The organism is Spirosoma sp. KNUC1025 (assembly GCF_045160025.1).
Lineage (GTDB): Bacteria > Bacteroidota > Bacteroidia > Cytophagales > Spirosomataceae > Spirosoma.
The window spans coordinates 4,689,500-4,702,837 of record NZ_CP087139.1 but is presented as its reverse complement, the minus strand read 5'-3'; the positions used below and the strand labels follow the sequence as shown (position 1 = coordinate 4,702,837).

Genomic DNA, 13,338 nt, shown 5'->3' with positions numbered 1-13,338 from the left:
CGGTTTCTTAAAGCAGAACATCGAGTGGAAACTATGAATCAGGAGCAGACGAACTATGAATGGTGGCAGGAAGGAATTATTTATCAAATCTATCCCCGGTCGTATCAGGATAGCAACGGGGATGGAATCGGCGATTTGCAGGGTATCCTGAAACGACTGGATTACCTGAAAGAGCTGGGCATAACGGCCGTATGGCTTTCGCCGATATTCCCGTCGCCGATGGCTGATTTTGGGTACGATATTTCGGACTATCAGGGTATTCATCCGCTGTTCGGTACGTTAAGTGACTTCGATGAACTGGTCAATGCGGTCCATAACCGCGGTCTGAAACTGATTCTGGACCTGGTTCCCAACCATACTTCTGACCAGCACCCCTGGTTTCTCGAATCCCGCTCTTCACGCGACAATCCCAAACGGGACTGGTACATATGGCACGATAGCCTGCCCGACGGTGGGGTGCCAAATAACTGGCTCAGTGTTTTCGGCGGACCTGCCTGGGAGTGGGACGAAGCTACGGGCCAGTATTATTATCACGCGTTTCTGAAAGAACAGCCGGATCTGAACTGGCGGAATCCGGAGGTGCAGGAAGCCATGCTCAATGTCATGCGGTTCTGGTTAGAGAAAGGCGTCGATGGGTTCCGGGTGGATGTGATGTGGCATATGATTAAGGATAAAAATCTGCGCGATAATCCGCCGAATCCGAACTATCAGCCGTACATGGCTACGTATGACCAACTGCTTCCCGTGTACTCGACCGATCAGTCTGAAGTTCATGAGCTGGTACTGCAAATGCGGCAGGTGCTGGATGGATACGACAGTCGGCTACTGATCGGTGAAATTTATTTGCCGATCAACCAGTTGGTTGCCTATTATGGAATTGACGGCAAAGGGGCTCATCTGCCCTTTAATTTTCAGTTGCTGCTGCTGCCCTGGGATGCCCGGCAGATTGCGGCAGCGATTGACCAGTATGAAGGCGCTCTGCCTGAAAGTGGCTGGCCAAACTGGGTGCTGGGCAATCACGACCAGGCCCGGATCAGCAGTCGGGTAGGGAAGGAGCAGGCTCGTGTTGCCGCGTTGCTTTTGCTGACGCTACGTGGTACGCCGACAATCTACTACGGTGAGGAAATCGGCATGCGCGATGTACCCATTCCGTTTGATGAAATTCAGGACCCGCAGGGGCTGAATATGCCCGATAAAAATCTGAGTCGCGATCCGGCCCGGACGCCCATGCAGTGGAGCCGTGGACTCAACGCTGGATTTACGGAAGGCAAACCCTGGCTGCGGCTGGCCCGCGATTTTTCCCGCGAGAACGTAGAACGACAGCAGGATGATCCGTATTCAGTACTTTCCTTTTACAAACGATTGATTAAGCTACGTCAGCAGGAGCCTGCCCTGATGGTGGGCGACTACATCCCGGTTTATTCCGATGCCCAACTAATTGTTTACATCCGGCAGCTGGAAGGCCATCCCCGCTTTCTGATTCTGCTGAATCTGAGTCACCGACCCGGCTATTTCAAAGCGAAAGACAGTTCGATGCATGGCGTTGTTAAAATCGCTACCGTACCGGAATGGGAAGGGAATGAGGTAAATGATACCATTAGTTTGGGTGGAGACGAGGGCATCATCGTGCAGTTAAGTGAATGAGTAGTCTGCGTATTCGTGGTGTCCGTGATGTCGGATTTGAGAACCCGACACCACGAATACCACCAAACCCTCAATATCGATAGCACCCAAAGAAACCAACGGTTTATTTGATACAATGAAGACTATTGGCGCAAATTATATCGGTAATAATCGTTGCGTATTTACAGTCTGGGCACCCGAAAAAGAACGTGTTACGCTGCATCTGTTGCCGCCAAACGACCGCAAACTGGCCATGCAGCCAACCGAGTGGGGGTATTTTCAACTGGAGGTCGAGAACATCCCGCCCGGTACGCGCTACGTGTATGAGCTTGATAATGGCGAAGAATATCCCGATCCAGCTTCTCATGCTCAGCCCGACGATGTTCATGGTCCGTCGGAAGTCATCGACCAGTCGGCGTATCGCTGGCAGGATGAAGGCTGGCGGGGGTTGCCGTTCCGGGATTTAATTTTTTATCAGCTGCACGTCGGTACGTTCACACCCGCTGGTACGTTCGAAGCCATTATTCCCCGATTGGACGCCTTGGCAAAAGTTGGTATCAACGCGCTCCAGTTATTACCCGTTTGCCAATTTCCGGGTGATCGTAACTGGGGGTATGATGGCGTCTACCCATATGCCGTACAACATTCATATGGAGGGCCGCAGGCATTGAAAAAACTGGTAAATGCCTGCCATAATCGAGGGATTGCCGTTTTTCTGGATGTCGTTTTCAACCACCTGGGACCGGAGGGAAATTACTTCACCCAGTTTGGTCCTTACTTCACCGAAAAGTACCAGACACCCTGGGGAGCTGCCCTGAATTTTGATCAGGAATGGTCAGATGGGGTTCGTGATTATTTTGTCGATAATGTCGCGTTCTGGTTTGACACGTATCATATTGACGGACTTCGGTTCGATGCCATCCATGAAATCTTCGACCGGGGTGCTGTTTCCATCTGGGAATTAATTCACGCAAAAGTCAGGTATCTGGAACAGCAGCTGGGCCGCTCCTTGTATCTGGTTGCCGAAACTGATCTGAATAGCCCGAAGGTGGTTAAATCGTCTGAACTGGGCGGCTATGGATTTGATGCCCAATGGCTCGATGATTTTCATCATGCCTTTCAGGTATTGATCAACAAATCCGCAAAAGAACGGTATGCCGATTTCGGGCGTATGGAACAACTGGCGAAAGCTTACACAGACGGTTTCGTGTCCAGTGGTGATTACGTAACATTTCGCAAGCGGAAATATGGGGCCTCCTCGTCGGGAATAGCTGGCGACCGATTCGTTGTTTTTAACCTCAATCACGATCAGATCGGCAACCAGTCGGGCCGGGAACGGTTGGCGCTGCTGGTCGATTTTGACCGCCAGAAACTGGCCGCTGCCGCCATACTTTTATCTCCTTATGTTCCGCTGTTGTTCATGGGAGAAGAATACGCTGACGAGTCGCCGTTCTTTTACTTTATCAGCCATTCCGACCCGAGCCTGATCAGGAAGGTGGAGGAAGGGCACAAAAAAGATTTTGCCAGGTTTAGGAGCAAGGCCGATATCCCAGCCCCAATCGAGGAGGATACGTTCAATCAGTCAAAACTGCAATGGCATACACGTAGCCGGGGAAACCACAGGATCATGCTATCCTGGTATCAGTCGTTGATTGAATTACGGCGTTCGCTCCCTGCTTTGCAAAATATGAGCAAGAATAATATTCGGGTTACGGTGCTGGGGCAATCGGGTTTTGTGCTTCATCGCCAGACAGTGGATGGTCAGCAGCAACTGGTTTGTCTGTTTAACCTTTCTGATGATGTCATTCTGTATACACTGCCGGTCTGGGTACGCGAATGGCATAAAGTACTGGATTCCAAAGAAGCAAAATGGCGGGAAGCTGGCTCCTCCGTGCGTGAATTACTGCCCAGCCTTGCCAAAGCTGGCCAAACCATTCATATTCCGCCCGCCAGTGTTACGGTGTACAGCGGTACTTTTTTGCCGAATTGGTAGCTCATTTTGAGCAGATAAAATTAAATTTTTTCTAAAAAATCGCTTTTTACTACATACCTGTTTTCTGCTTAATTTAAGAAAACAGGTACGTAGTAAAAAGCGATTTCTATTGGCTATTTATTCTTTTTAACCTTGATTTTTAAATCAATTTACGCGGTTCGAATAATGTGATCTGGTGGCAATAAAGACATTAGTAAAAAAAGTAAGTAAGCGTAAATAAAAAAATGTCGTTATTTGCCGCTTAATAAAGCAATAAGGAACTAGTCTGCACGTTTGTACGGTAATATTTGTATCCTGAAGCCACATTATTTCAACTTTTTTGTGTTATGATCGATATTTCGTATACATCAAAAGTGAAGCCTGCCAAAACCCTATTGTATCTGGTTTTAGGTATCATTTTTGGACTGGCTTTACTGACCTACAAGTCGACCTTTACGAGCCGCTATGAACGACCGGATTTTCAGTACAAACTTGTTGGAGCAGCTATAGAAAACAAGCCACTGATGAATCAGATTGGGGGCTATAACGCGCATAAATTTTCGTATTCACCCAGTGGTCCGGATCGCGACAGCGTGCGTTTTGAGCTACTCATCTATGGTGGAAGTAGTTTGTTGACCTATAGCGGATGGGCGTATCAAACGACTTCCCGTGAGTGGCAGATCAAACGTATAGACTCGAAAGTTAGCGCTTATTAACAAGGCAAACTGCATGAAGCTGGCTTTAAAGAGACTCTTTACTAATGTTGGGTAATATCTTGATGCTTAACCAATTATTACCAACTAGCTCTTTAAAGAATTTTATCAAAAAATAGTTAAAGTACGTATTGATAAAGTTTTCCTTTAGCGTTATATAGTTATATGAAAATTACTAAATTCACGTAGTTGTTCCAGCCTAAATTTATACTGTATAACGTATCCTGATCTCCCCATTTTTTAATACAATTTTTGCTCCCTGAACGCCTGATTTATTGCAGCTATTATTTAGGATGCTACGTTCAACTAGGCTCGAAAATAGGCAATGGGAAATCGCTGAAAAACAGCGATTTTAAACGTATTATTGAACGGAGTACTTTGCGTGTAATTTCTCCCATTTTTTCTGAAAAAAATTGCTAAAGTATACCTTTAATTTATGCGTTAATTAATGTAAAAGTTTACCTGTTCAATTAAAGATACAATCACATCAGGGCTTACTACCGATTTTGGCAGAGGAGCTACTTGTTTTGCGGCTGCTTTTCATGTTACGACTAGTTTTATTCTGGTTCACCGATTGGCTGGCCTGCGTGGACGTAGCGGGTAGTGGAGCCGGAGCACCACTCTGACCGCTGGCCCCATCGTTCGTCGCGCCACCATTCGACCCATCAACAGTGGCACCGGTACTACGTTTCTGAGTTGCCTGACTCCGACGGGTTTTGTCGTTTCCTACTGCGCTTGGATCGTTTGTAACTGCCGATCCTACAGTTGAAGCATTGTTGGTGTTGGTAGACTGGGCATGACTGTCAAAACAGGTCATAACGGTTAGCATGGCCCCCAGAAATAGTACGTTTTTCATGTTGTGAACTGGTTTAGTAAAGAAGTGATGTAAGATGGACAGCCTAAAGAGATCGTCAAAACGGCCGCATTCGATCAGTGTATTATTAACAAATTCGACCCGAAAGACGGCTACTTCTAAACCTGAAAAATTATGGAATGCGGCCTTTATTCTATTTCAGTGCTAAAACCCATTCGTTATGACCGCAGTTGCTGCAATCGCTGGTTGTATCGGTAGCTGGTCTGGTATTACCACAATGGTAACAGACGTACTGGTTTGGCGCTTTTTCCTGTTTGTCAACGAATTCGGAGTCCCACTCGGGTAAGACAGAAAGGCCAGGTTTGGGTTCTGGCTCTTCAATCAACGTGAAGGCACCGTTTGCTTCCATATACAATCGCTTTACGTGCCCCAGATGAATCAAACCGCTCGACCGAAGTTGAGCGAACAGCAATTCGCGGGTGATACGTGCATCCTTCATCGCCTTGAACTGTATGACGGCGTTCTCGACCAGCATACTGTTATCCCCCTGCGTAATGGCTTCAAAGCGTTGATTTCTGGCGGCCCAATACGACACCAATCGTTGCGTCAACACCACTACCAAGGCAATAATGTAGGCGGGCAACAAACCCCGATTAGCATCAAGAATAGGTACGCCAATGGCAGCCGCCATCGAAATCATGGCGGCCATTTCGTTGCGGCTAAGCTTGGAGGCCATGCGTCGGCCCATCAGCCGCATGGATAATACCAGAAGCAGATAAATGGCAGCCGCCCGAATCAGAATTTCGACATAAAAGATGCCAGGTACTTCGCCAATTAAAATCCGTTGCCAGTCGTACAAATGAATATCTTCTTTTTTCATGGTCGGATTAGAGAATGGCGTCTACCCAGTCGTTGGCGTGGCAGATAGAGCAGTTCGTTGGTTTGGGTTGGGCTGGCTCTGTATTGCCGCAGTTTGTGCAGGCAAGAAGGGGTTTCTCGGGGCGTTGATGAATGCTCTGTACCTCTTTGTCCGACGGCGGCAAAACCGACAAGCCTGGCTTACCTTTTTCATCCTGGTAAATGCTGAACATGCCGTATGCTTCCAGATACAGGCGGTTTACCTTCCCCAGATTATAGACGTTTTCGCTACGTAAGGCCGCGTAAATCTGCTGGTGCGACAGTCGATTTTTAGCCATTTCATCGACCTGAATGATGCCTTCCTTGACCAGTACGGTTTCTGTTCCCTGAATCTGCTTCTCGATCTTACTGCTTTTAAAACCCAGCAGATTGGTTTGTCGAAGAAAGAACAGTGCACAAAGCAGGGCTAAAACGCCCGACAGTAATCCTCTGTCGGGGAGTTGCATCGCGGGTGAAACGATAGCTCCCATTGTGAGCATAACGGCTAGCTCCAGATTGGTAAGCTGCCCATTCATTCGTTTGCCAAGTAGCCGCATAACAATCAGCAACGCCACATAAATCAACGTAGTGCGCAGGAACACTTCAAGTAAAAATTCCGCCGGGGCATCCCCAATCAAAATCCGCTGCCAATCCCCTAACTTAATTTCATCTTTATCCATGGTGCCTTAACTTTCCGTGTGTGGGAAATGATTGTCGGTATCTGAAAATTCTACGTTTACTCCAATAATTTCTAAAGTAGACCAAATAAGTAGACCAGATAATCAGGAATCGGGATTTATTGTCAACACAATGGTTCGTCAGGCAGTTGGTCTCTAAAGCCCCGCTCAACGTACGTTCATGAAAAAACTAGTTCTGCTTTTTTGCCTCAGTTTGCTTATTGCCTGTCAGAAAAATGCTGATACTGAGTCCGAAAAAACACCGCCGGCCCCTCTGCCCACCGATTTTATCGAAGAATTATGGTATAAAAACGGACTCATCTACAGTGTCGACGTAGAAGTATTTAAGGACTCGGATGGCGACGGGATCGGGGATTTCAAAGGCATTTCGCAGCAACTCAATTACCTTAAGGAACTGGGTGTGGCTACCATCTGGCTAGCCCCGTTTCAGCCAACGCCCAATCTGGATGATGGCTATGATATTTCAGACTTTTACGCCATTGACCCGCACCTGGGAACGGATCAGGATTTCGATGATTTTATACGGCAGGCGAACCAGCTGGGTATCCGGGTTATGATGGATCTGGTAACCAACCATACGTCTGATCAGCATGCCTGGTTTAAGCAGGCCCGACAGCGTAAAACGTCGCCCTACCGCTCGTGGTACGTCTGGTCGAAAGAGCGGCCGAAAAAATGGGACAAAGGCATGGTTTTTCCGGGTGTTCAGAACGACGTGTGGACGTTCGATAAACAGGCTGGCGAATACTTTTACCACCGCTTCTACAATTTTCAGCCCGACCTGAATATGCAGAATCCGGCCGTTCAGCAGGAAATGCGCAAAATTATTCGCCATTGGCTCGATAGAGGCATTGCGGGCTTTCGGGTGGATGCGGTTCCGTTTTTGATTGAAATTGCCAACCCCGATTTCGACCCGGAAAAGCCGGTTCATCAGTTTGACATCATTACCCAGCTGCACCAGTACATTCAGTGGCACAAGCGGGATGCGATTCTACTGGGCGAAGCCAATGTCGATCCGAAAGAGCAGGAGCCATATTTTGGGAAGGATGGGCAGAACATGCAAACGATGTTCAACTTCTTCGCCAATCAGCACCTGTTTTACGCGCTGGCATCGGGCGAAACCAAGTTGCTGAAGAAAGCGCTGACCGATACTAAAGATATTCCGCCAACGGCCCAATGGGCGCATTTTCTGCGAAATCACGACGAAATCGACCTGGGGCGACTCAGTGACGAGGAACGAAAAAAGGTGTATGATCGCTTCGGTCCCGACACTACCATGCAGCTCTACGACCGGGGAATCCGCCGTCGGCTGGCCCCTATGCTTGGGAATCGTAAACTAATCGACCTGGCTTACAGCGTACTGTTTTCACTGCCCGGCATGCCCGTTATCCGGTACGGTGAAGAAATTGGCATGGGCGACGATTTGCGGCTGAAAGAGCGACTCTCCATCCGAACGCCCATGCAGTGGTCGGGCGGGCCGAGTGCTGGTTTTTCGACGGCAGCAAAACTCGTTCGGCCGGTTATCGATCAGGGCCCTTACAGTTATAAGCAGATCAGCGTAGCGGCTCAGCGCTCCGACTCTGCGTCCTTGCTCAATCATGTAGCGCGAATGACCCGCCTGCGCAGACAATGCCCCGAAATTGGCTGGGGGCAGTGGGAACTGCTGGAAACGGGTTCGGAACACGTACTGGCTATTCAGTACAACTGGCAAGGCCGTTCTGTACTGATGATTCATAATTTCAGCCCTGAACCACAGCAGTGTCAGTTAAAGATGAAAACAGGGCCCAAGCTGGTAAATCTATCTGACGCAACTGAACAGATGATCGGCCAGGATGGTACGTATTCCGAGCAGTTGAGTGGTTATGGTTATAAATGGTATCGGCTAAAAAAGTGATACGTAATGGCCCGTTAGCTTATTTCTGCCTAAATCAGACAAACACTCTGGTCAGCCCGGAGTAAAATAGGCATGATATGGACCGCTAAACGGATAATTTACCAGACTGTTCACGTCAGAGTCATTGCTTTAAGTTGATTACGTTTACTCATATGCTGCCGTCACTTACCGTTGAAAAGCGTACCCTCGGTGTTACGTTTCCCACTGGAGATCAGGCCGATGTACTGGTATGGGCACCGACCCCCGATTTCGTAGCCATTAAACTTACGGAAACGGATGAGGTAATTCCCCTACAGAAAGAAGCATTGGGCTACTGGTACGTAAAAACCGCCCGGATTAAACCCGATACGTGCTACACCTTCGTGCTGAATCATGAAACAGAGTGTCAGGACCCGGCCTCGCTTTCGCAACCGGAAGGAATCCAGGGGCCGTCTCAAGCCGTTGATACGGGTTCTTTCCATTGGGAAGACCAGGGTTGGGTTGTTCCTTCACTGGATGATTTAATTATCTATGAAATTCATACCGGTACGTATACAGGGAAGGGAACGTTCGCTGCTCTTGAAACGAAACTGGAGTACCTGAAAGAGCTGGGGGTGAATGCGGTCGAGATTATGCCCATCGGGCAATTTTCTAATTCGCGCAACTGGGGCTATGATGGCGTCTTTACGTACGCCGTACAAAACACGTACGGAGGAGCCAAAGACTTTCAGCGACTGATAAACGCCTGTCATTATAAAGGGATTGCGGTGATACTGGACGTAGTGTACAACCACTTCGGTCCAGACGGCAACTTTCTGACGCACTTTGGCCCTTATCTGACCGACAAGTACCGGACGCCCTGGGGTAATGCCGTAAATTTTGACGATGCCTGGTGCGATGGGGTACGAAGGCATATCCTTGAAAATGTGCTGATGTGGTTTCGGGATTTTCATGTCGATGCCCTGCGTCTGGATGCGGCCCATGCCATAAAGGATTGTAGCCCCGTTCATATTCTTCAGGAGGTGCGGCAGTACGTCGACCAATTGATGGAAACGACTGGTCGGCGGCATTATCTCATTGCCGAATGTGATCTGAATGATCCACGGTTTATCACCCCGCTGGCTGAACAGGGTTACGGGATGGATGCCCAGTGGATCGATGAATTTCATCATTCTTTGCGGGTAACCGTCGGCGAAAAACGGACTGGTTATTACGCTGATTTCGACGGAATTTCGCATCTGGCCAAATCCTTTCGCGATGCATACGTATATGATGGTCAGTTTTCGGAAGTCCGCAAGAAACTATTTGGACGTAGCGCTGAGAAGAATCCAGGTCAGCAGTTTATTGTCTTTTCCCAGAACCACGACCAGGTAGGCAATCGCAGGCTTGGCGAACGGTCCAGCCAGTTATATAGCTTTGATACGGTAAAAATAATGGCCGGGACTGTTCTGGTTAGTCCCTATATTCCGATGCTGTTTATGGGCGAGGAGTGGGGCGAAACGAATCCATTTTTTTACTTCGTCAGCCACTCTGAACCTGCGCTGGCAGAGTCAGTTAAACAAGGGCGGCAGGATGAATTTGCTGCGGAACATGACGACGGTGATGTGCCTGACCCACAAAAAGAACTGACGTACGACCAGGCGAAACTTCAGTGGAATTTGCTTGAGCAGGAGCCGCATCGAACATTGTTACAGTATTATCAGACGTTGCTCGCTCTTCGCAGGCAGCTCCCGGCTTTGCATAGGCTGAATCGTGAACGTATAAACGTTACGGTTGCTGAGGAACAGCAAACGCTGGTGCTACATCGCTGGTATAAGGATCAGCATGTACTTTGCCTGTTGAATTTCTCGAAAAAGCCACAGCTCATAGCCCCGTCTTCCGTTGACGCAGACGGGCAATGGCAAAAACTCCTCGACTCGGCAGATTGCCAGTGGCAGGGTCTATCTCAAACGGAAATCAGCTCAGCCCCTGTTTCCTGGGATGGAAATACGCCTGTTGCCATACCGGCTGAGTCTCTTATCATTTACGCACAAGGTCATGAACAATCCCACATCAACCTACCGAATCCAATTTCATAACGAGTTTACCTTTTCTGATTTCGAACGGATTATTCCGTACCTGGCCAAACTTGGGATCAAAACCATTTACGCATCGCCCATTTTTGAAGCCATGCCGGGGAGTCAGCATGGGTACGACGTAGTGAATTCGCAGCGGCTCAACCCCGAAATTGGAACCGAAAAGCAGTTACGGGCTATTAGCCAGCAGCTTACCGAATTGCAGATCAGCTGGCTTCAGGATATTGTACCCAATCACATGGCGTATCATCCCCGTAATCCGTGGCTGATGGACGTACTGGAAAAAGGGCAACTGTCGCCTTACGCTTCCTTTTTTGATATCGATTGGAATAGTCCGCATCATCATGGTCGACTGATGGTTCCTTTTCTGGGTACTCCGCTGGACGAAGCCATCGACGCCGGGGAGTTGCGCGTAGCGTATGAGTCTGACCGATTTGTTTTTACCTATCAGAACACACTCTACCCGCTGCATCTACGTTCTTACGCCAGTATTTTACAGGCCGACAAACGGATTGACACCAGCCTGGTTCAACCCCTGCTCGATCAGATCAATAAGCTTGGGAAAGTCACCGATACGTCGGATTACGCACAGGACCATGCCGAATTTCTGGAGACGCTTACTAGGCGGATGAAGGAGAAACCGGTTAACGACTACGTTGAAAAAGAACTGACGGCCGTGAATGCCAGTCCCGACTGCCTTCGCGACATAGCCGACGAACAGGTTTATCGGCTGTGCCAGTTTTCGGAAACCGATACGCAGATTAATTACCGGCGTTTTTTTACCGTCAATAGCCTGATCTGCCTGAATATTCAGAATCGGGACGTTTTCGATGCTGTTCATCAGCTGCCAAAAGCCCTGTTCGAAGCGGGCATTTTTCACGGAATGCGGGTCGACCATATTGATGGCCTTTACGATCCGGTCCGTTACCTGGAACACCTCCGGAAACTGGCTGGCGAAGAAGCGTATATAGTTGTTGAGAAAATACTTCAGAACAACGAGGAGCTACCTTCAGACTGGCCGATTCAGGGTGCCACGGGTTACGCCTATCTCTCGATGGTCAATAATCTGTTTACCCGTACGAAAAGTCAGCAGGTGTTTACGCAGTTTTACCGGGAGCTGCTGGGCGAAAAGCAGGCGGTTCATCAGGAATTGCAGGATAAAAAAGCGTACATTCTCCACCAGCACATGCGGGGAGAGCTGGACAACCTCTACCACCTTTTTCTGGAGTTACGCCTGATTGATAAAAACAGGCTTGACAAACTTTCGCGCGGCCTGTTAAAATCGAGCATTGGCGAGTTTTTAATTCAGTGCCCTGTTTACCGGTTTTACGGGAATCAGATGCCTCTCGGCCAATCAGAAAGCGAAGCCGTCAACGCTATTTTCGACCGGATTCGAGCGCAAAAACCAAATCTTACTCCCGCTGTCGATCTGCTGGCTGAAGCTATACTAACGAAACCCCAGGAAGGCAATGACGACTATCAGGAGCGAGCGTTACGTTTTTATCAGCGCTGTATGCAGTTTACCGGTCCATTAACGGCCAAAGGGGTAGAGGATACGCTGATGTATACCTACAATCGATTTATTGGACACGACGAGGTAGGCGACTCCCCAGAGTATTTTGGGATGACGACCGACGAATTTCATCAGAAAATGCTCGACCGTCAGGCGAACTGGCCGCTCGCTCTCAACGCTACGTCGACGCACGACACCAAGCGGGGCGAAGATGTACGAAGCCGTTTGAACGTATTGACCGATCTGGCCGACGAATGGATTGAGGAAGTACGGGCCTGGCAGCAACTGAACCGAAGCGCCAACGAAAACGGGCCGGATTCGAACGATGAATATTTTATTTATCAAACGCTGGTAGGCGCTTATCCAATGCCCGGCAGTGAGGAAGAAGCAGACTTCCCGGACCGACTGGATGAGTATTTACTAAAAGCCCTGCGGGAAGCAAAACGATTCTCTACGCACGATGCCCCAAACGAAGCCTACGAAGAAGCAACCATGGCGTTTGCCCGAACATTGCTGGATAAAAGGCGGTCGTTCTGGCATCGGTTTGAGCCGTTTTTCCGGCGGATCGCTGATCTGGGCATCATTAACTCCTTGGCGCAGGTTGTGCTTAAATGCAGCTGTCCGGGCCTGCCAGATGTGTACCAGGGCAGTGAACTCTGGAACCTGAGCCTGGTCGATCCCGACAACCGGCGACCTGTCGATTTTGAGCAGCGGCAGCGTTGGCTGGATGAACTTATGGGGGAAAGCACACCGGATTTAGTGGCGAAACTCTGGCAGCATCGGTACGATGGCCGTATCAAACTATGGCTGATTCACACGCTGTTGACCGAACGAAACCAGCAAATGGGTCTCTTTACCAGCGGCCAGTACGTTCCTCTGGAAGTAGAGGGTGCTTTCAAACAGCATGTGCTGGCCTTTGCCCGCCAGCTTGAGCAGCTGTGGTACGTAGTGGTGGTCCCGTTAGGCCCCGCTCAACTCTGCCGGGATCAGCAGACCGACGTACTTACCCTAAACTGGGAAGATACCCGGATTATTCTGCCCGGTGACGCCCCCGGCAGTTGGGAAAACCGGCTGGATAAAGCCAGTGGCACAACGAAAAACGGTCTTAAGGTAGGTGAACTGTTTCGGTCGTTGCCACTGGCCGTATTAAAGCTTGAGTGATC

General features: G+C 49.1%; 9 protein-coding genes. 6 read left to right on the top strand and 3 right to left on the bottom strand.

Features of this window, described 5'->3' with window-relative positions:
* Nucleotides 1–33: 33 nt before the first annotated feature.
* The 3 genes from LN737_RS20625 to LN737_RS20615 all read left to right on the top strand — a co-directional run bounded on the left by LN737_RS20625 (nucleotide 34) and on the right by LN737_RS20615 (nucleotide 4,311).
* Entirely contained in the window at nucleotides 34–1,644 is a 1,611-nt protein-coding gene (locus tag LN737_RS20625) for an alpha-amylase family glycosyl hydrolase (protein WP_405520477.1), read from the top strand.
* A gap of 115 nt (nucleotides 1,645–1,759) precedes the next feature.
* Complete coding sequence (gene treZ, locus LN737_RS20620; protein WP_405511708.1) at nucleotides 1,760–3,616, top strand: malto-oligosyltrehalose trehalohydrolase; 1,857 nt, start codon at nucleotides 1,760–1,762, stop codon at nucleotides 3,614–3,616.
* Between the two features lie 326 nt (nucleotides 3,617–3,942).
* Nucleotides 3,943–4,311, top strand: coding sequence for a hypothetical protein (locus LN737_RS20615; RefSeq protein WP_405511707.1), 369 nt, complete (start codon nucleotides 3,943–3,945; stop codon nucleotides 4,309–4,311).
* Between the two features lie 484 nt (nucleotides 4,312–4,795).
* Here LN737_RS20615 and LN737_RS20610 read toward each other — a convergent pair whose 3' ends face one another.
* The 3 genes from LN737_RS20610 to LN737_RS20600 form a co-directional block, all read right to left on the bottom strand.
* Nucleotides 4,796–5,164, bottom strand: coding sequence for a hypothetical protein (locus LN737_RS20610; RefSeq protein WP_405511706.1), 369 nt, complete (start codon nucleotides 5,162–5,164; stop codon nucleotides 4,796–4,798).
* A gap of 151 nt (nucleotides 5,165–5,315) precedes the next feature.
* Nucleotides 5,316–6,002: a DUF421 domain-containing protein gene (locus LN737_RS20605; protein ID WP_405511705.1), complete on the bottom strand. Its 687-nt coding sequence runs from the start codon at nucleotides 6,000–6,002 to the stop codon at nucleotides 5,316–5,318.
* Between the two features lie 7 nt (nucleotides 6,003–6,009).
* Nucleotides 6,010–6,699, bottom strand: a complete 690-nt coding sequence (locus LN737_RS20600; protein WP_405511704.1) for a DUF421 domain-containing protein — start codon at nucleotides 6,697–6,699, stop codon at nucleotides 6,010–6,012.
* A gap of 178 nt (nucleotides 6,700–6,877) precedes the next feature.
* Here LN737_RS20600 and LN737_RS20595 point away from each other — a divergent pair, with 178 nt between their 5' ends.
* The 3 genes from LN737_RS20595 (at nucleotide 6,878) to treY (ending at nucleotide 13,336) form a co-directional block, all read left to right on the top strand.
* The gene (locus LN737_RS20595; RefSeq protein WP_405511703.1) at nucleotides 6,878–8,608 is read left to right on the top strand and encodes an alpha-amylase family protein; all 1,731 of its coding nucleotides are present in this window, start codon (nucleotides 6,878–6,880) and stop codon (nucleotides 8,606–8,608) included.
* Nucleotides 8,609–8,760: 152 nt separating this feature from the next.
* Nucleotides 8,761–10,665, top strand: coding sequence for a malto-oligosyltrehalose trehalohydrolase (gene treZ, locus LN737_RS20590; protein WP_405511702.1), 1,905 nt, complete (start codon nucleotides 8,761–8,763; stop codon nucleotides 10,663–10,665).
* Nucleotides 10,625–13,336 carry a malto-oligosyltrehalose synthase gene (gene treY / locus LN737_RS20585; RefSeq protein ID WP_405511701.1) on the top strand — a complete coding sequence of 904 codons (2,712 nt, stop codon included), beginning with the start codon at nucleotides 10,625–10,627 and terminating at the stop codon, nucleotides 13,334–13,336. The genes treZ (LN737_RS20590) and treY overlap by 41 nt, the downstream gene beginning before the upstream one ends.
* Nucleotides 13,337–13,338 lie beyond the last annotated feature (2 nt).

Excerpts from the sequence above, each read along its gene's own strand:
- LN737_RS20595 (WP_405511703.1), top strand. The coding sequence starts at position 6,878 with ATGAAAAAACTAGTTCTGCTTTTTTGCCTCAGTTTGCTTATTGCCTGT.
- treZ (WP_405511708.1), top strand. The coding sequence starts at position 1,760 with ATGAAGACTATTGGCGCAAATTATATCGGTAATAATCGTTGCGTATTT.
- LN737_RS20625 (WP_405520477.1), top strand. The coding sequence starts at position 34 with ATGAATCAGGAGCAGACGAACTATGAATGGTGGCAGGAAGGAATTATT.
- LN737_RS20610 (WP_405511706.1), bottom strand. The coding sequence starts at position 5,164 with ATGAAAAACGTACTATTTCTGGGGGCCATGCTAACCGTTATGACCTGT.
- treZ (WP_405511702.1), top strand. The coding sequence starts at position 8,761 with ATGCTGCCGTCACTTACCGTTGAAAAGCGTACCCTCGGTGTTACGTTT.
- LN737_RS20615 (WP_405511707.1), top strand. The coding sequence starts at position 3,943 with ATGATCGATATTTCGTATACATCAAAAGTGAAGCCTGCCAAAACCCTA.
- treY (WP_405511701.1), top strand. The coding sequence starts at position 10,625 with ATGAACAATCCCACATCAACCTACCGAATCCAATTTCATAACGAGTTT.
- LN737_RS20605 (WP_405511705.1), bottom strand. The coding sequence starts at position 6,002 with ATGAAAAAAGAAGATATTCATTTGTACGACTGGCAACGGATTTTAATT.
- LN737_RS20600 (WP_405511704.1), bottom strand. The coding sequence starts at position 6,699 with ATGGATAAAGATGAAATTAAGTTAGGGGATTGGCAGCGGATTTTGATT.